Source organism: Pseudomonas sp. B21_DOA (assembly GCA_030544685.1).
Taxonomy (GTDB): Bacteria; Pseudomonadota; Gammaproteobacteria; order Pseudomonadales; family Pseudomonadaceae; genus Aquipseudomonas; species Aquipseudomonas fluorescens_AO.
The window spans coordinates 1,166,576-1,185,041 of the sequence record CP086683.1; the positions used below are offsets into that span (position 1 = coordinate 1,166,576).

General features: G+C 60.5%; 12 protein-coding genes, 1 tRNA gene and 5 pseudogenes. 11 read left to right on the forward strand and 7 right to left on the reverse strand.

The window, feature by feature from the left end:
- Positions 1-84: 84 nt before the first annotated feature.
- The 3 genes and pseudogenes from LJU32_05470 to LJU32_05480 form a co-directional block, all read right to left on the reverse strand.
- Positions 85-858: pseudogene (locus LJU32_05470) on the reverse strand (IS110 family transposase).
- Positions 825-986 (reverse strand): hypothetical protein, encoded by a 162-nt coding sequence (locus LJU32_05475; protein WKV89790.1) that lies wholly within the window; start codon positions 984-986, stop codon positions 825-827. The pseudogene LJU32_05470 and the gene LJU32_05475 overlap by 34 nt, the downstream one beginning before the upstream one ends.
- Positions 987-1,331: 345 nt before the next feature.
- Positions 1,332-2,852, reverse strand: a pseudogene (locus tag LJU32_05480) (FAD-dependent oxidoreductase).
- A 137-nt stretch (positions 2,853-2,989) separates the two neighbouring features.
- Between LJU32_05480 and LJU32_05485 the strand changes: the two are divergent.
- On the forward strand, positions 2,990-3,550 hold the full coding sequence (locus tag LJU32_05485; GenBank protein WKV89791.1) for a YbhB/YbcL family Raf kinase inhibitor-like protein: 561 nt from the start codon (positions 2,990-2,992) through the stop codon (positions 3,548-3,550).
- Between the two features lie 48 nt (positions 3,551-3,598).
- Positions 3,599-3,867: pseudogene (locus LJU32_05490) on the forward strand (hypothetical protein).
- A 77-nt stretch (positions 3,868-3,944) separates the two neighbouring features.
- Here the strand turns inward: LJU32_05490 and LJU32_05495 are convergent.
- A tRNA-Arg gene (locus tag LJU32_05495) sits at positions 3,945-4,021 on the reverse strand.
- Positions 4,022-4,452: 431 nt separating this feature from the next.
- Here LJU32_05495 and gabD point away from each other — a divergent pair.
- From gabD to LJU32_05510, 3 genes are all read left to right on the forward strand, one after another.
- On the forward strand, positions 4,453-5,895 hold the full coding sequence (gene gabD / locus LJU32_05500; protein ID WKV89792.1) for an NADP-dependent succinate-semialdehyde dehydrogenase: 1,443 nt from the start codon (positions 4,453-4,455) through the stop codon (positions 5,893-5,895).
- 185 nt (positions 5,896-6,080) lie between these two features.
- Complete coding sequence (gene gabT, locus LJU32_05505) at positions 6,081-7,358, forward strand: 4-aminobutyrate--2-oxoglutarate transaminase (protein ID WKV89793.1); 1,278 nt, start codon at positions 6,081-6,083, stop codon at positions 7,356-7,358.
- A gap of 135 nt (positions 7,359-7,493) precedes the next feature.
- Positions 7,494-8,705, forward strand: coding sequence for a response regulator (locus LJU32_05510; protein ID WKV89794.1), 1,212 nt, complete (start codon positions 7,494-7,496; stop codon positions 8,703-8,705).
- A 134-nt stretch (positions 8,706-8,839) separates the two neighbouring features.
- On the opposite strand, the gene LJU32_05515 is transcribed toward LJU32_05510, so the two are convergent.
- Together LJU32_05515 and LJU32_05520 are read right to left on the reverse strand one after the other, a co-directional pair.
- The gene (locus LJU32_05515; protein ID WKV91043.1) at positions 8,840-9,829 is read right to left on the reverse strand and encodes a sensor domain-containing diguanylate cyclase; all 990 of its coding nucleotides are present in this window, start codon (positions 9,827-9,829) and stop codon (positions 8,840-8,842) included.
- Between the two features lie 197 nt (positions 9,830-10,026).
- A complete protein-coding gene (locus tag LJU32_05520; GenBank protein WKV89795.1) occupies positions 10,027-11,211 on the reverse strand; it encodes a fatty acid desaturase in 1,185 nt (394 codons plus the stop codon).
- A gap of 147 nt (positions 11,212-11,358) precedes the next feature.
- Here LJU32_05520 and LJU32_05525 point away from each other — a divergent pair, with 147 nt between their 5' ends.
- From LJU32_05525 to LJU32_05550, 6 genes and pseudogenes are all read left to right on the forward strand, one after another.
- Positions 11,359-13,278 carry an EAL domain-containing protein gene (locus LJU32_05525; GenBank protein ID WKV89796.1) on the forward strand — a complete coding sequence of 640 codons (1,920 nt, stop codon included), beginning with the start codon at positions 11,359-11,361 and terminating at the stop codon, positions 13,276-13,278.
- 297 nt (positions 13,279-13,575) lie between these two features.
- Positions 13,576-13,758 (forward strand): sulfur starvation response protein OscA, encoded by a 183-nt coding sequence (oscA, locus tag LJU32_05530; GenBank protein ID WKV89797.1) that lies wholly within the window; start codon positions 13,576-13,578, stop codon positions 13,756-13,758.
- A 138-nt stretch (positions 13,759-13,896) separates the two neighbouring features.
- Positions 13,897-14,909: pseudogene (locus tag LJU32_05535) on the forward strand (sulfate ABC transporter substrate-binding protein).
- Between the two features lie 172 nt (positions 14,910-15,081).
- Positions 15,082-15,899, forward strand: a pseudogene (gene cysT / locus LJU32_05540) (sulfate ABC transporter permease subunit CysT).
- Between the two features lie 12 nt (positions 15,900-15,911).
- A complete protein-coding gene (gene cysW, locus LJU32_05545) occupies positions 15,912-16,784 on the forward strand; it encodes a sulfate ABC transporter permease subunit CysW (GenBank protein ID WKV89798.1) in 873 nt (290 codons plus the stop codon).
- A gap of 3 nt (positions 16,785-16,787) precedes the next feature.
- Complete coding sequence (locus LJU32_05550) at positions 16,788-17,777, forward strand: sulfate ABC transporter ATP-binding protein (GenBank protein ID WKV89799.1); 990 nt, start codon at positions 16,788-16,790, stop codon at positions 17,775-17,777.
- Positions 17,778-17,819: 42 nt separating this feature from the next.
- Here the strand turns inward: LJU32_05550 and LJU32_05555 are convergent, their stop codons facing one another.
- Positions 17,820-18,383, reverse strand: a complete 564-nt coding sequence (locus LJU32_05555; protein ID WKV89800.1) for a DUF962 domain-containing protein — start codon at positions 18,381-18,383, stop codon at positions 17,820-17,822.
- Positions 18,384-18,466: the final 83 nt, after the last annotated feature.

Here is an 18,466-nt window from a genome sequence, read left to right on the forward strand (position 1 = left end):
GATACCGTCTTGAGCCTCACCGGGCAAGCGCAAGTTTCGGGTCATATGGCAGTCCAGACTTGAGCACTCCGTAAACGAAGTGCAGCAGCTTGCGCATTGCTGCGCAGATGATCTGCTTGGGGCCTTGCCGTTGGCCTCCAGGCGTTCTTTCATCGCCTTGATCGCCTTATTGTGTTTCAGCGCCACCATGCCAGGCATGTAGAGGCCTGCACGCAGCCGTGCCGACCCTACTCTTGAGATCAGGGTATGACCTTTGAGCTTTCCTGATTCCTGCAGCTTTGGATTGAGCCCTGCAGCAGCGACCAGTTGGCGAGGATCACTGTATTTGCGCAAGTCACCCAGTTCGGCCAGCAATCGTTCAAGCGTTTTTTGTCCGATGCCGTCGATGGTGACGATGAGATCCCGCATCTGACGCATATCCGGGTCGTCATCGATGTGTTTTTTGATCGCCTTGTGCGTTTCTACGATCTCTTTTTCAATATGGCGCAGAACGGAGTTGATCGAGTCTTTGACCTTTTCGTCGGAAACGTCCAGACGATTAAGCTCCATTTGTTCCATTTCCTGAAGGTCATCCAAGCGGCGCACCATTGCTTTTAACTGGCGGTATTTCGGCGGCTCAGGCGCCCATGGGTGAAGTTTTTGATCTTTTTCCCGGGCAAAGTCGGCGATCAGTTTGGCATCACTTTTATCAGTCTTGATGCGGCGCAGTTCGCTGTCAGCGTACGCTTTGGTCGTAGCCGGGTTCACGACGCAGACCCGGAAGCCTTTGTTGTAAACGAACTCCGCGAGTTCCAAGTGGTAAACGCTCGTGGCTTCCATCACGATCAGGGCCGAACGCTCGGCGTTTTTTCTAGCCACGCCTCAAACTCTTTAAAGCCCTTTGGATCGTTGGCCAGCTTGGCCTTGGTTTTGTGCTTGCCGTTGGGCTGGTGTGTAGCGATATCAAAGGTGTTCTTTGCGATGTCGACGCCAACGAAACCGGACATGATCGTTTCTCCACTTGTTCCCTGTTGCGATCATCACGTCACTCTGTCCAACCTTGCGAATGCGGGCTCTCGCCGCAGGCGGGCCCAAGATACCGTGCGAACTGTACGAGTGAGTGTGGAGGGCTGGAGCACGATCTACGTCACAGGCAAAAAGCCTAAGGAGCTGCGCGGCTTCCAAGTCCCTCCCTCGATGATCAGTCGAGAACTATCGCTCCTGACGGAGCGTTAGTCGAGATACAAGGAGCTGCCGAAGGCTGCGATCTTTGATTTTGCTTATGTAAAAACAAGATCAAGAGATCGCAGCCTCGTTGCACTCGTCAGCTCCAACGCAGCTCCGGACCGGTGTCAGGACTGAATCAGCGTCCACGCCTCTTTCATCCGCAAAGGCTGCTTCATCCGCTCAACCAACAGCGCCATCGCGCGTTGCTTGTCGCAGGCCACCGCCGCAACAACGATGCCGTCTTTTGCGAACAGGCCAATGAACGGCGGTTTCTCCGGCTCGCCGCTGAACTCGACCTCGTCCCATTCTTGCGCGTGTCCGAGATAGTCGTAGTTCTTGCCGAAGTGGTAGGTCCAGAAGAACGGCACATCCAGATAATGCTCCTCGCCACCGAGCATGTTGGCCGCAGCGATGCGCGCGTGTTGCTGGGCCAGGCGCCAATGCTCGATGCGGGTTGGCTGGCCGCTCAGCGGAAACGTCGCGATATCGCCGATGGCCCACAAGCCATCAGTCACGCGCATGCCGCCATCGACGCGCAACGATTGGTCTTCTTCCTGGGCAGTGATTCGAGCGGCTCAGTGGCCGGGTGAACACCAACGCCGGCGAGAACCAGATCCGCCGCCAGACGCAGACCGTTGTCGAGCAGCACGCCCTCGACCTTTTTTCGCCAAAGATCTCACTCGCCTCGTGCTCGCTGATGAACTTCACCCCGTGCTCTTCGTGCAACGCGCGAATCGCTTTGCCCACGGCGTCGCCGAATTGCTTGGCGAACGGGATTGCGTGGCGAGCGAGAACTGTGACATCGAGGCCGTACTCGCGCAGGGCGGATGCGCATTCAAGGGCGATGAAGCTGTCACCGATGATCACCGCGCGCTGACCCGGTTGCGCGGCGTTGATAATCTGTTCGGCCTGGACCTTGGAGCGCAAGACGAAGACATTGGCCAGCTCGGCGCCGGGCAGTTTCAGCGGGTTGGGCGCGCCACCGGTGGCGAGCACGGCGGCGTCGTAGCGCAGGATGCCACCGTTGTTCAGATGAAGCGTTTTGCCCTGGGCGTCGACTGCGCTGACTTCGCCTTGCACGCGTTCGATGCGTTGCGCTTCATAGAACGCTGCATCGCGCAGTGGCGGGACTTCTTTCGGCGACATCTCCCTGCGAGAACAAATTTGCTCAACACCGTACGGTCGTAGCCGGCATCCGGTTCGCCGTCGACCAGCACAATGCGCCCGCCGAAACCTTTCTCGCGCAGGGCCGCTGCGCAAGCCGTGCCCGCCGCCCCGGCGCCGACCACCACGAATGTTCTTGGATCGTCGGCGGGCGGGGTGTGCGGATCGGGCAGGGGCTGGTCATCGACCCAGACGTCATCGCCGCGCAACTCCAGCGGATAGCGCTTGAGACTGTCCAGCGACGGCGGCTCGCACAGGCCACCGTCCTCGGCCCGGTACGCGGCTTTGTGCCACGGGCAGATCAACCTGCCGTGGCACAACGCGCCTTCGGCCAACGGCGCACCTGCATGCGGGCAAAGTCCCTGAAACGCCCGCAACTCGCCGTTGGCACGCAGCAGGACAATCTTGCAGTCGCCGATTTCGACTTGCAGGCCACGGTCTTGCGGGACATCGGTAAAACGGGCGACACGGTGCAGGGACATCTTGGCTTCCTCGCAGGCTTTTTCTTGTGAGTTGGTGCTGCGGCGTGAGGTTCAGCCATTTGCTACTGCCAAGGCATGAACGGTACGGCTATAGTTTGCGGGCCGACGACGGCCTCATTGCACAAGGTGCTCCCGGAATGACCCGATTGACCTCTCTCAACCCATGGCTGGCGGCCATCGCCGTGACCCTCTGCGTGCAGTTCCCGGCGCAAGCCCAGGAGCGCTTCACCCTGAGCATCCCCGGCGTGTCGGATAACCGCCTGTTCACCTCGGCAGCGGCTAGCGACGCACCCGGCTGCGGCGGCAAAAACCAGTCGCCGGCGCTGAGCTGGAACGCCGGCCCGGCCGGTACCCAGAGCTACGCCATCGTCATGCACGACCCGGATGGCCAGAAAGGCTTGGGCGTCGATCACTGGATTCACTACGGCATCAAACCCGCCACCCACCAGATCGCGGCCGGCGTCGGCGCCAAATCCGCCCTAGAAGGCGTCGGCGGCACCAACAGCAAAGGCAACACCCACTACATGGGCCCATGCCCGCCAGTGGGCGACAGCGCGCATCACTACATCATCCAGATCTACGCCCTCGACCTCGCCCCGGACGCCCTGCCTGCCGGCCTGACCCGTGCCGAGCTGATGGAAAAGATCAAAGGCCATGTGCTGCGCAACAGCAGCGCGGTGCGGCGCTATCACCGCTGAGGTTTTCGGCCGCTCACGGGCGGCTGACTGCTCTGATTCCCCAGCCATTTGGCATTGCCCCGCGAAAACGCGCACTATCGAGCCATTGCCAATGCGCTGGAGGACACCGTGGCAGCAAAAATCGACCGCATCGCCCAGCTACTCAACTGCCCGGAAAAGGGCGAACAAATGCGGCGTGCAGTAACCGAGACACGTAAGGAATTTCTGCTGAATCAGCCGGAAGAAGACCTCGTTGAAGACGACGAGGTGTTTGACGAAGCTGAGGAGGAGGGGATGACGACGATGAATATGACGAGTTTGACTGGACGACGGAGTGACGGCCTTCCAGCGATCTTGTCATCGCCCACAAAAAAGCCCCGGACCATCACAGTCCGGGGCTTTCTCGTTTGATTCATGGTGCACCAGGCGGGATTCGAACCCACGACCCCTGCCTTCGGAGGGCAGTACTCTATCCAGCTGAGCTACTGGTGCAGCGGGCGACATCATACCTAGGTCGGCTCGGGGCGTCCATGCCGGGTTTAGCGGGTTTTGTCAGTGTGCGTGTCGGCGCGAAATCGCTGCATTCCTTAAAGCGGTAACGTCCTGCAAAACCCTCGCTTGGCGCTTTGCCGGGGTTGATCTAAGGTTTTTCCTGCGGCACGGATTTTCGATACGTTGATCTGAAAAGCGCCATTTTTGTTCTTTTTTCGAACGACCTATTGTCCTTTACCCCTTTGAACCTACGATCCGTTTGAGATTTCAAACGCTCTTTGGCGGGATGTTGCAGCGCAGGTGCGCCCGGTCGTGCACTGTAGATGCGCCACAATCCGCTCACTGATTTCCCTGACGGCAGCCTTGCGAGGCGCCTTTCTACAATCATAATTTGCTCCGCGCAGGCCGCGGTGCTGTTAAGGAAAGCCGACATGCAGCTTAAAGACACCCAGTTGTTCCGCCAGCAAGCCTTCATCGATGGCGCTTGGGTCGATGCCGACAACGGTCAGACGATCAAGGTGAACAATCCGGCCACCGGCGAAATCCTCGGCACCGTGCCGAAGATGGGCGCCGCTGAAACCCGCCGTGCCATCGAGGCCGCCGACAAGGCGCTGCCGGCCTGGCGTGCACTGACCGCCAAAGAGCGTGCCGGCAAGCTGCGTCGCTGGTTCGAACTGATGATCGAGAACCAGGACGACCTCGCGCGCCTGATGACCCTCGAACAGGGCAAGCCGCTGGCCGAAGCCAAGGGCGAAATCGTTTACGCCGCATCGTTCATCGAGTGGTTCGCCGAAGAAGCCAAGCGCATCTACGGCGATGTGATTCCGGGCCATCAGCCGGACAAGCGCCTGATCGTGATCAAGCAGCCGATCGGCGTCACCGCCGCGATCACCCCGTGGAACTTCCCGGCGGCAATGATCACCCGTAAAGCCGGCCCAGCGCTGGCTGCCGGTTGCACCATGGTGCTCAAGCCGGCTTCGCAAACTCCATTTTCCGCTTTCGCCCTGGCCGAACTGGCTCAGCGCGCGGGCATTCCGGCGGGCGTGTTCAGCGTAGTGTCCGGCAGCGCCGGCGACATCGGCAGCGAGCTGACCAGCAACCCGATCGTGCGCAAACTGTCCTTCACCGGCTCTACCGAAATCGGTCGCCAGTTGATGGCTGAATGCGCCAAGGACATCAAGAAAGTCTCGCTGGAACTGGGCGGCAACGCGCCGTTCATCGTGTTCGACGATGCCGATCTGGATAAGGCCGTCGAAGGCGCGATCATCTCCAAGTACCGCAACAACGGCCAGACCTGTGTCTGCGCCAACCGCTTGTACATTCAGGACGCGGTCTACGATGCGTTCGCCGAGAAGCTGAAAGTGGCGGTGGCCAAACTGAAGATCGGTAACGGTCTGGAAGACGGCACCACCACCGGCCCGCTGATCGACGAGAAAGCCGTGGCCAAGGTTCAGGAACACATCGCTGATGCTGTAAGCAAAGGCGCCACCGTACTGGCTGGCGGCAAGGCGATGGAAGGCAACTTCTTTGAGCCGACCATCCTGACCAACGTGCCGAAAAACGCGGCCGTGGCCAAGGAAGAAACCTTCGGTCCGCTGGCGCCGCTGTTCCGCTTCAAAGACGAAGCCGAAGTAATCGCGATGTCCAACGACACCGAATTCGGTCTGGCCTCGTATTTCTATGCGCGCGACCTAGGCCGTGTATTTCGTGTCGCCGAAGCGCTGGAATACGGCATGGTCGGCGTCAACACCGGGCTGATCTCCAACGAAGTCGCGCCGTTCGGCGGCATCAAGGCCTCGGGCCTGGGCCGTGAAGGCTCCAAGTACGGCATCGAAGATTACCTGGAAATCAAATACCTCTGCCTGGGCATCTGAGCCGAGTAAGGGATCGCTGCAAACGCAAAGGGCACGAGAGCGCTGTCCCTTTGCGTGGTTTCAAACAGTAATTTTCTCTGCGGCCAGGAACGCCGTGGCAGTCGATCATCGCATGCTGCCACCGCCGATTCCTCCCGCTTCATCCTTGGACCACGCCGCCCGATGAGCGGCGAATGAGGACTGTAATGAGCAAGACTAACGCTGAACTGATGGCCCGCCGCACCAATGCCGTACCTCGTGGTGTTGGCCAGATTCACCCGATCTTCGCCGAGTCGGCAAAGAACGCCACCGTAACCGACGTTGAAGGTCGCGAGTTCATCGACTTCGCCGGCGGCATCGCCGTACTCAACACCGGCCACGTGCACCCGAAAATCATCGCCGCCGTGACCGAACAACTGAACAAGCTGACCCACACCTGCTTCCAGGTGCTGGCTTACGAGCCGTACGTTGAGCTGTGCGAAAAAATCAACGCCAAGGTGCCGGGTGATTTCGCCAAGAAAACCCTGCTGGTTACCACCGGTTCCGAAGCGGTTGAAAACGCCGTGAAGATCGCCCGTGCCGCCACTGGCCGTGCTGGGGTGATCGCTTTCACTGGCGCTTACCACGGCCGCACCATGATGACCCTGGGTCTGACCGGTAAAGTCGTGCCGTATTCGGCGGGCATGGGCCTGATGCCAGGCGGCATCTTTCGCGCGCTGTACCCGAACGAACTGCACGGCGTGAGCATCGACGATTCGATCGCTTCCATCGAGCGCATCTTCAAGAACGACGCCGAGCCGAAAGACATCGCTGCGATCATCATCGAGCCGGTGCAGGGCGAAGGTGGTTTCTACGTTGCGCCGAAGGAATTCATGAAGCGTCTGCGCGCGCTGTGCGACCAGCACGGCATCCTCCTGATCGCTGACGAAGTGCAGACCGGCGCTGGCCGCACCGGCACGTTCTTCGCCATGGAACAGATGGGCGTTGCCGCCGACCTGACCACCTTCGCCAAGTCCATCGCTGGCGGCTTCCCGCTGGCCGGCGTGTGCGGCAAGGCCGAATACATGGACGCCATCGCTCCGGGCGGCCTGGGCGGCACCTACGCCGGTAGCCCGATCGCTTGCGCCGCTGCACTGGCAGTGATGGAAGTGTTCGAAGAAGAGCAACTGCTGGACCGCTGCAAGGCTGTCGGCGAGCGACTGGTCACGGGCCTTAAGGCCATTCAGGCCAAGTACCCGGTGATCGGTGAAGTGCGTGCGCTGGGCGCGATGATCGCGGTCGAGCTGTTCGAAAACGGCGACAGCCACAAGCCGAACCCGACTGCCGTGGCTGCCGTGGTGGCCAAGGCGCGTGACAAGGGCCTGATCCTGCTGTCCTGCGGCACTTACGGTAACGTGCTGCGCGTGCTGGTTCCGCTGACGTCGCCGGACGAGCAACTGAACAAAGGCCTGGCGATCATCGAAGAGTGCTTCTCCGAGCTCTGATCCATTGGTGTGACCTGCTCGACAAAAACCCGCTTCGGCGGGTTTTTTTATGCCTGTAGAAACACATCGGACCTGTTTGCGCTGTATCGAATCGCCAGCATTGGCTAAGGTTCAGGCATTGCAAGGAGAGCGCGCATGACTGCCGTTGATTTACCCGCCGTACCTCGAGTGTTGATTGCCGAGGCCGATCCCTGGTCCCGCGACCTGCTCAAACAAGTGCTGCTCAACGTGCGCTGTGACGCGCGGCTGGATCTTTGCGCCGATGGCCAGCAGGCAATGTCGTTGCTTGGCGAGGTGCCTTATGACCTGGCCATCGTTGATTGGGAACTGCCCGGCATCGATGGACTGCATGTGCTGCGCAGCGTGCGTCAGCGCAAACGCAATCCGCCGCTGCCGTTCATTTTGATGAGCAGCCGTAACGACAGCGCCAGCGTGCGCGAAGCGATTCCGCTGGCGCCGACGGCGTACCTGACCAAACCGTTGAACATGGAAGGCCTGACCGAGCGCTTGCAGGGGTTGCTGCTCAACGCTGGCGAAGCAGTGGTTTGCGAAGTGCCAGCGCTGGCACCGGGCATGACCCTGTCGGTGTTCCTTGAGCGGCGTCGTGAGCAGGCCGATGGCGCGCCGCTGATGACTGACGTGCAAGTGGCGGTCAAGCGTAGCCTCAATCCCGAGGGGCTGGATCTGAAGCTGCTGGAACAGGAAGTGCGCACCGATCCGCAGATTACCGCCGTGCTGATCGCGGCAGCCAACAGCGCTGCGCAGCATCACGGAGCGCCCGTGCAGACCCTCGCTCAGGCGCTGCATCGACTCGGCACCGGGCAAAGCATGAACCTGATCCTCGGGCTGGCGCTGAAACGCAGCGCCCGGCTCAGCAATGCGTGTCTGGCAGATTATGCTGAGCGTTATTGGGGGCTGTCACTGCATACGGCGGAATACGCGCGGACGCTGGCGCGCCTGCTTGATCTGGATCAGGAGCGCTGCTATTGCGCGGGCATGTTGCATCGGCTCGGCGATCTGGCGCTGCTGCGCTGCTTGCAGGAATGGCAGCAGGCCGGCGGCGAGCTGGACGAGCTGGAGGAGGTCGGTGAAGCGCTGGCGAAGTTTGGCGCTTCTTATGGCTCGGCGTTGCGCACCCGCTGGCGTCTGCCGCTGGAGTTGCGCGAGTTGATTGCTTCGGTCTATCAGTTGGGCGGCGGCGTGTATTCCCGCGAGGCATTGGTGATGAACATGGCGGCGCAGATGGCGCAGCTGACCGAGCATGAAGGCGTTGAGGAACTGGCGAAGAGCCGGACGGCGCGGTTGCTCAAGATCGGGCTGCCGGAGTTGCTGCGGATGCGCAAATGACAGATCACCACATTCCGATGTGGGAGCGAGCCTGCTCGCGAAGGCAGTGTGTCATGCAGCTCTGAGTTCACTGACAGAATGCTTTCGCGAGCAGGCTCGCTCCCACAGGTCCAGCACCAGGCGCGGAGACCGGATCAGGCCGCAATAATCCGGTTCTTGCCCTGCCGTTTCGCCTCATACATCGCGGCATCCGCGCGGGCGAACAGGCTGTCCAGGCTCTTGTCTTCGTCGGTGAGGTTGGTCAGGCCCTGGCTCACGGTGATGCTGAATGCTTGGCCGTCATGGTTGAAGCGCAGTCGCTGGATCTCCTGCTGCAGGCGCTCCGCCACTTGCACCGCCATTTCCGGTGCACAGCCGGGGAACACCGCGGCGAACTCCTCACCGCCAATTCGTCCGAACAGGTCACCGCGGCGCAATGAGCCGCGGCCGCATTCGGCGATTCGCTGCAGCACGTTGTCGCCCTCGGGGTGGCCGTAGCTGTCGTTAATTACTTTGAAATCGTCGATGTCCAGCAGCAGGAAGGCCAGCGGTGTGCCTTGGCGGCGGGCCTCGGCGAACTCGCGGTGGGCGCATTCGAAGAAGTGACGGCGGTTGCTGCTTTGCGTCAGCACATCGGTGGTGGCCAAGCGTTGCAGCTCGGTTTCCATGTGCTTTTTGTCGGTGATGTCTTCGGCGATGCCGACGATGATCACCGGCTGCCCAGGCTCGTCCTGGCGATTGATAAAGCATTTGTCGCTGAGCCAGCGCACCTGGCCGTCGGCGGCAATGATGCGGTACTCGCGATCTTCCACCGCACCTCGGTGCAGGACTTCGGCCAGGCTTTGTTCGGCGTACTCCAGATCATCGGGGTAAATGCTGTCGCGCCACTGGTTGTAGTCAGCCAACAACAGCGCGGCCGAACGGCCGAAAATCCGTTCGTACGCCGGGCTGACGTAGAGCACCTGGCGGGTTTCCCAGTTGAAGGCCCAGAGCACGGCGTTGACGCTGACCAGCAGCGAACTGATCAGCTGTTCGCGCTCGCTCAGGCGCGCAACTTCGCCTTGCGCGTGCATCAGCGCCATCAGCGTTTGCGCGGCCTCGGGCCATTGGGTGAAGGATGTGTCTTTCTGGTTGTTGTTGACCATCGGCACAAATCTCAAAGGGCGCGCCGCAATGTCGACGACGGCCACAGGACAACCCGCCGGGATGGCGAAGTGTCATTGAGATAGGGGATTTTCGGCGAAGTTCCCGGCCAGTACCGAGTCCCGCCGGGCGGTGAGCCGTCGGAGCTGCCGAGTGCAACGAGGCTGCGATCTCTTTCAGATCACAGCCTCAGTGCAGGTCAGACCGCCGCAGGACGCAGCGAGTAGGTTTTCAGCTGATCGGCAAAATCACGTAACGACTGGATGCCACTGGCCTCGGCCTCGTGAATCCACTCCTTGATGGCGGCGAGCATGTCGTGGCCATTGGAGCTGGTCTTGACCCAGATCTGCTGCAGCGCCAGGCGCTTTTCGTAAATCACTTTCAGCGCCTGGCTGTGTTCGAGCATGGTTTGAATGCGCAAGTGATGACGGTCTTCCAGCAGGCTGGTTTCCCGCGACAGCAGGCGTTTGGCCCGGTGGAACTGGTGCCGCACCGAATGATCGACCTTGGCCAGCTCTTGCTTGACCAGTGGGCCGATTACCAATTTGCGGTACTGGGCCATGATCTGGAAACGGTTGTTCAGGATCGCCATGGCGGTGTCCATGTCCAGGCTGCCCTTGCCTTCGACGCGGTGGGCAATCGGTGCGACCCGCTGCACCTTGGCCAGACGCAGGAAGCAGAACACTTTGATCCATGCCCAGCCGAGATCGAATTCCCACTTCTTGACCGACAGCTTGGCCGAGTTGGGGTAGGTGTGATGGTTGTTGTGCAGTTCTTCGCCGCCGATCAGGATGCCCCACGGCACCAGATTGGTGGCCGCGTCACGGCATTCGAAGTTGCGGTAGCCGACGGCATGGCCCAGACCGTTGATCACGCCCGCGGCCCACACTGGAATCCACATCATCTGGATGGCCCAGATGGTGATGCCGATGGTGCCGAACAGCAGCAGGTCAATCACGCCCATGATCGCCACGCCCAGCAGCGGATAGCGGCTGTAGACGTTGCGTTCGATCCAGTCTTCCGGGCAGTTCTTGCCGTAGATGCGCAGGGTTTCCGGGTTCTGCGCTTCGCTGCGATACAGCTCGGCGCCGGTGCGCAGCACCGTGGACAGGCCCTTGATGACCGGGCTGTGCGGGTCATCTTCGGTTTCGCATTTGGCGTGGTGTTTGCGGTGGATGGCGGTCCACTCGCGGGTGTTCTGCGCGGTGGTCAGCCACAGCCAGAAACGGAAAAAGTGCTTGAGACCCGCATTCAGCTCGAGCGAGCGATGGGCCGAGTAACGGTGCAGATAGACCGTGACGGCAACAATCGTCACATGGGTCATCAGCAGGGTGACCGCGACCAGTGACCAGGCCGACAAGCCAAGAAAACCTTCGTACCACATAGGCTATAGGGCCCTCGATAAAGATAAAAACAGCCGTTGCATTATCACTAAGCACACAGATAAAACCAGTCGCCCTTTCAGATAAGAAGTCGCTGAATGTTTCTTCACCTATAATTCCAACCTTTTTGTAGGGACATGGACGACCGAATGTCTGCGACTTACCGCGATGCCTTGCGTGCAGCGCTGCTCTACCTCGTACTGGCCGCCGTGTGGCTGCAGGTTTCTGATCATTTATTAAGCAGATTCTTCGATGACTCCAGTGCGCTGGCCCACTGGCAACTGATCAACGGTTACCTGCTGGCCGGGGTCAGCGCCGCGCTGATTTTCCTCGCGCGGGCGCGGCTGGGTCGGTTTCTCGGCATCGGTGCCCGCCTGCGCGAGCGCCACAGCGACCGTGAGCGCCTGCGTCAGGCGGCCGCCGTGTTCGATTGCACCCGCGAAGGCGTACTGGTTACCGATTACCGTGGCCTGATCGTTCACGTCAACCGCGCCTTTATCGAGATCACCGGTTATCGGCGCGATGAAGTGATCGGCCAGCAGCCCAGCCTGTTCAAGTCTGGCCATCATCCGCCGGGCTTCTATCAGGCGATGTTCGCCACCCTCGAGGCCGAAGGTGAATGGAGCGGCGAGATCTGGAACCGGCGCAAGACCGGCGAGATTTATCCTCAGTGGCAGACCATCCGGGTGATTCACGATGATTTCGGCCGGCTCAGCCATTACGTGGCGGTGTTCTCCGACATCAGCGCAATCAAGGATTCCGAGTCCGAGCTCAAACACCTGGCGCATCACGATCCGTTGACCGATCTGCCCAATCGCCTGCTGTTCAGCGACCGCGCCGAGCAGGCGCTGGCGTCGGCGCAGACGCACAAGCGTGGCTGCGCGCTGCTGATGCTCGATCTGGATCACTTCAAGCTGATCAACGATAGCCTCGGGCATAACGTCGGCGACCGCTTGCTCAAAGCCGTAGCGACGCGTTTGCAGGCACTGTTCGGCCCCGGCATCACCCTCGCGCGGTTGGGCGGCGATGAGTTCGCGGTGCTCGCGGAAAGTTGTCCACAGCCTGCGCAGGCGGCGGCATTGGCGCAACGCATTCTGGATGCGTTGAAAGAGCCGCTGCTGATGGATGGCAATCAACTGTTCATCAACGCGAGCATCGGCATCAGCCTGTTTCCCAGCGATGCCTTGAGTGCCGAGCAGTTGTTGCGCAATGCCGACAGTGCGCTGTTCAAGGCCAAAAGCAGCGGGCGCAATGGCTACGCGCTGTATACCGAAGAGCTGACCGCCCATGCCCAGCAACGGGTCGAAATCGCCTTCGAGCTGCGCCGCGCACTGGAGCAGGACGAGCTGCGCGTTTACTACCAACCGGTGCATGACTTGCACAGCAGCCGTCTGATCGGCGTCGAGGCACTGGTGCGCTGGCAGCATCCGCAGCGCGGGCTGGTGTCGCCGGCGGAATTCATTCCGATTGCCGAGCGCACCGGGCTGATTGCCGACATCGATGCCTGGGTGATGCAGCAGGCGTGCCGGCAGATGTGCCAATGGCAGCAGAGCGGTGTGGTGCTGGCGTTCGTCGCCGTGAATGTCTCCTCGCGGCTGTTTGCCCGGCGCGAGTTGTACCAGCAGGTGGCGCAGGTGCTGCAAGACACCGGGCTGGATCCGGCGTATCTGGAACTGGAAGTCACCGAAAGTGCGGTGATGGACGATCCGGAAGTGGCACTGGAACAGATGCATCGCTTGCGCGAACTCGGCGTGCGCCTGGCCATCGATGATTTCGGCACCGGCTATTCGTCGCTGCTGCGGCTCAAGCGTCTTCCGGTGCAGAAACTCAAGATCGACCAAGGCTTCGTCGCCGGGTTGCCGTGGGACGAGGATGACGTGGCGATTGTCCAAGTGATCATCGCGCTGGCGCGGAGCATGGGCATGCAGGTGCACGCCGAGGGGATCGAGCAGGTTGAGCAGGCAACATTTCTGTTGGCGCAAGAATGCGATCTGGGGCAGGGCTACTGGTTTGGGCGGCCGGTGTCTGCGGATCGGCTTGATTGGGCGAAAACGCCATTGATTGGCTGAAAAGACCTATCTGGCTATCACCGACCTTGTGGTAAGGGATTTATCCCCGTTGGGCTGCGTAGCGGCCCCAAGAAATGGGACTGCTACGCAGCCCAACGGGGATAAATCCCCTCGCCACAAGTTCTCTTGACGAGTTCAAATCAGCGCAAACCCCTTGCCCTTCCTCATATTGTTTTATGGTTATATAAACATTCTTAAATAGTCTTTTTAAGAATATCCGTGCCTCTCTTATATTGCTCTCACGCCGAACGCAGTGCCGCCCACTGCCAGGCAAAACCCCTTCAAAGGAGCAGCACCATGAGCGCATCCCTTCGCAGCGTTGACGGTCAGGACGAAAGCACCATCTTGCGTGAAATCCAGAGCGCCCTGCGCGATCTGCGGTTCGGCGCGGTGGAGATCACTGTGCACAACGCGCAGGTCGTACAGATCGAACGCAAAGAGAAATTCCGTTTGCAGCAACCCGGTAAACAACCGGGCTGAGATCAAAAGATTGCAGCCTTCGGCGGCTCCTACAGGGGCTGTGTGCAGGAGCTGGCGAAGGCGGCGATCTTTGAAGCGGGACCGATTCCAGCAATACACAAGAAAAAGCCACCACCAGGAATTTCAGGAGCTTTCACCATGTCGTCGATTCGCCGTTACGCTCTGGCCGCGCTGGCCAGCGCCGTGTTTGCCGGTTCCGCTGTTGCCAAGGATTACGAGCTGCTCAACGTGTCGTATGACCCGACGCGCGAGCTGTATCAGGAATACAACGCCGAATTCATCAAGTTCTGGCAGCAGGATCATGCCGGCGACACGGTGAAAATCCAGCAATCCCATGGCGGTTCGGGCAAGCAGGGCCGTGCGGTGATTGACGGCCTGCGTGCCGACGTGGTGACCCTGGCCCTGGCCGGTGACATCGACGAAATCGCCAAGCTCGGCAAGAGCCTGCCGGCCGACTGGCAGAAGCGTCTGCCGGAAGCGAGCACGCCGTACACCTCGACCATTGTCTTTCTGGTGCGCAAGGGCAATCCGAAAGGCATCAAGGACTGGGGCGATCTGGTCAAGAACGACGTTTCGGTGATCACGCCAAACCCGAAAACCTCGGGTGGCGCGCGCTGGAACTTCCTCGCCGCGTGGGCCTATGGCCTGAAAGCCAACGGCGGTGACGAAGCCAAGGCCAAGCAATACGTACAAACCCTGTTCAAACACGTGCCGATCCTCGACACCGGCGCCCGTGGTTCGACCATCACCTTCGTCAACAACGGTCAGGGCGATGTATTGCTGGCCTGGGAAAACGAAGCGTTCCTGGCGCTGAAAGAGGACGGCGGTGCGGACAAGTTCGACATCGTCGTGCCGTCGCTGTCGATCCTCGCCGAACCACCCGTGGCGGTGGTCGACAAGAATGCCGAAAAGAAGGGCAACGCGCAGATCGCCGAAGCCTACCTCAAGCACCTGTACAGCCCGGCCGGCCAGGAAATCGCCGCGAAAACTTCTATCGTCCACGTGACAAGGACGTAGCGGCCAAGTACGCCCAGCAGTTCCCGAAACTGGAGCTGGTGACCATCGACAAGGACTTCGGCGGCTGGAAATCCGCGCAGCCGAAATTCTTCAACGACGGCGGCGTGTTCGACCAGATTTATCAGGCGCAGTAATCTGACTTCAGCCACACATCTAGCCTGAAGCCAGGCGCGGAAAATGTGGGAGCGAGCCTGCTCGCGAAAGCGCAGTGTCAGACGACCTCGAGTTGATTGATACTCCCTCTTCGCGAGCAAGCTCGCTCCCACATTGATGCGTTCAGCGGAATGCTTTTAACCAGGGACTTTTATGTCGCGTCGTATCTCCCCCGTCATACCCGGCTTCGGGCTGACGCTGGGTTACACCTTGGTGTACCTCAGTCTGATTGTGCTTATCCCGCTGGCGGCGATGTTCGTCCACGCCGCGCAACTCACCTGGGATCAGTTCTGGACGATCATCTCCGCACCGCGGGTGCTGGCGGCGTTGAAGCTGAGCTTCGGTACCGCGCTGTGTGCGGCGATCATCAACGGCATCATCGGCACGTTGCTGGCGTGGGTGCTGGTGCGCTACACCTTCCCGGGCGCAAGGTGATCGACGCGATGATCGATCTGCCATTTGCCCTGCCCACCGCCGTGGCCGGTATCGCGCTGACGGCGCTGTACACGCCGACCGGGCTGGTCGGCCAGTTCGCCGCCGACCTCGGTTTCAAGATTGCCTACACGCCGCTGGGCATTACCCTCGCGCTGACCTTCGTGACCTTGCCCTTCGTGGTGCGCACGGTGCAGCCGGTGCTGGCCGATATTCCCCGTGAAGTCGAAGAAGCGGCCGCCTGCCTCGGTGCCAAGCCGTTGCAGGTGTTCCGGCACATTCTGCTGCCAGCGCTGCTGCCTGCCTGGCTGACCGGTTTCGCCCTGGCGTTTGCGCGTGGTGTCGGCGAGTACGGTTCGGTGATTTTCATCGCCGGCAACATGCCGATGAAAACCGAAATCCTGCCGCTGCTGATCATGGTCAAACTCGACCAGTACGATTACACCGGCGCCACCTCCATCGGCGTGCTGATGCTGGTGGTTTCCTTCGTCCTGTTGCTGCTGATCAACTTGCTGCAGCGGCGCATCGAAACCCCATAAGGAGGCGCGAACATGTCCCAATCGTCTATTGCGGCCGCGTCCTCGGCCAACGCTGCGCGGCGTGGCAGTGCGACCTCGCGCAGAATCCTGATCGGTCTTGGCTGGCTGATCTTTTTCCTGTTTCTGCTGCTGCCGTTGTTCATCGTCGTATCGCAGGGTTTGAAGAATGGCCTCGGTGCGTTCTTCACCGCGATCTTTGAACCGGACGCACTGTCGGCACTGAAACTCACCGTGTTCGCCGTGCTGATCTCGGTGCCGCTGAACCTGGTGTTCGGCGTCAGCGCGGCGTGGTGCGTGAGCAAATACTCGTTCCGTGGCAAGAGCATGCTGGTCACGCTGATCGACCTGCCGTTCTCGGTATCGCCGGTGATCGCCGGTCTGGTCTATGTGCTGATGTTCGGCGCCCAAGGCCTGTTCGGGCCGTGGTTGCAGGATCACGACATCCAGATCGTCTTCGCCCTGCCGGGCATTGTGCTGGCGACGATTTTCGTCACCGTGCCGTTCGTGGCGCGCGAGTTGATCCCGTTGATGCAGGAACAGGGCACCCAGGAAGAAGAGGCCGCGCGCCTGCTCGGGGCCAATGGCTGGCAGATGTTCTGGCACGTCACCGTGCCCAACATCAAATGGGGCCTGATCTATGGCGTGGTGCTGTGTACGGCGCGGGCCATGGGCGAATTCGGGGCGGTGTCGGTGGTGTCCGGGCACATTCGCGGGGTGACCAACACCTTGCCGCTGCACGTCGAGATCCTCTACAACGAATACAACCACGTGGCCGCGTTCGCCGTGGCGAGCCTGTTGCTGATCCTGGCGCTCTTCATCCTGCTGCTCAAGCAGTGGAGCGAAAACCGTATCAACCGCCTGCGCGCCAGCGCCGCGGAGGAATAATTCATGTCGATCGAAGTGCGTAACGTCAGCAAGAATTTCAACGCGTTCAAAGCGCTGGACAACATCAGCCTGGACATCCAGAGCGGCGAGCTGGTGGCGCTGCTGGGGCCTTCGGGCTGTGGCAAAACCACTTTACTGCGGATCATTGCCGGTCTGGAAACTCCGGATCAGGGCAACATCGTCTTCCACGGTGAAGACGTCTCCGGCCACGACGTGCGTGATCGCAACGTCGGTTTCGTGTTTCAGCACTACGCCTTGTTCCGCCATATGACGGTGTTCGACAACGTCGCGTTCGGCCTGCGCATGAAACCGAAAAACCAGCGCCCGAGCGAAAGCCAGATCGCCACCAAGGTTCACGAACTGCTGAATATGGTGCAACTGGACTGGCTGTCGGATCGCTACCCGGAGCAGTTATCCGGTGGCCAGCGTCAGCGTATCGCCCTGGCCCGTGCTTTGGCGGTGGAGCCGAAAGTGCTGCTGCTCGACGAACCGTTCGGCGCCCTCGACGCCAAGGTGCGCAAGGAACTGCGCCGCTGGTTGGCGCGGCTGCACGAAGACATCAACTTGACTTCGGTGTTCGTGACTCACGACCAGGAAGAAGCGATGGAAGTCGCCGACCGCATCGTGGTGATGAACAAAGGCGTGATCGAGCAGATCGGCTCACCGGGCGACGTCTACGAAAACCCGGCCAGCGACTTCGTTTATCACTTCCTCGGCGACTCGAACCGATTGCTGCTCAGCGACGACAATCACGTGCTGTTCCGACCGCATGAGGTGTCGTTGTCCAGGCATGAGCTGGAAGATCACCATGCCGCTGAAGTGCGCGATATCCGCCCGCTGGGCGCGACGACGCGAGTGACGCTGAAGGTGGAAGGGCAAACCGATCTGATCGAAGCGGAAGTGGTCAAGGATCACGACAGCCTGATCGGCCTGGCCAAGGGTGAGACCTTGTTCTTCAAGCCGAAGGTCTGGCAGAAAGTCGCCAATATTTAAAGGCAAAAGCTTCGCGAGCAGGCTCGCTCCCACAGGGAAAACTTATTCCAAATGTGGGAGCGAGCCTGCTCGCGAATGCGATCTATACAGCAGCGCGATTCGGATTGACCCGCACCACCCCGCCCGCAACTCGATCTCTTGTTTCAATTCCTGCCGCAGCCCGAGCAGAAACGCCAGCTCGGCCACGACAAACAACGGCCCGACAATCAGCCCGCTGATGTCATCGACAAATGCCGGTTTGCGCCCTTCATAGTGATGCCCGACAAACTGGATCACCCAGCCGATCACGAACATCGCCAGGCCGCTGCTCAGCCAGACCAGGGTGCTCTGCTGCGCCAGCGCATGCCCGGCCCACACCGACAGGGCCATCAGAACGGTCATCAATACGCCGAGCTTCAATTCCAGGCGCAGGTAAAACCACGCCGAGGCCAGCGCCACCACAACCGCCGGAGATATCCACAGCCCGCTCAGCGCCCATTGCGGCCGTGACAGCAGCACCGCCACCGCCACCACGATCAGCGGAATGCCGATAAAGTGGCTGGCAATGTTGCGCGGGTCGCGGTGGTAGGCGGCGTATTGACTGAGGTGGTCGACGAGGCTTTTCATTGTTGTTCCTCCAGTGGGGTTGAATGCATCATCCCTCGGGATCCGCGTTCGCTCTGTCGGGCAGGCGACACTCCAGGAGTGGT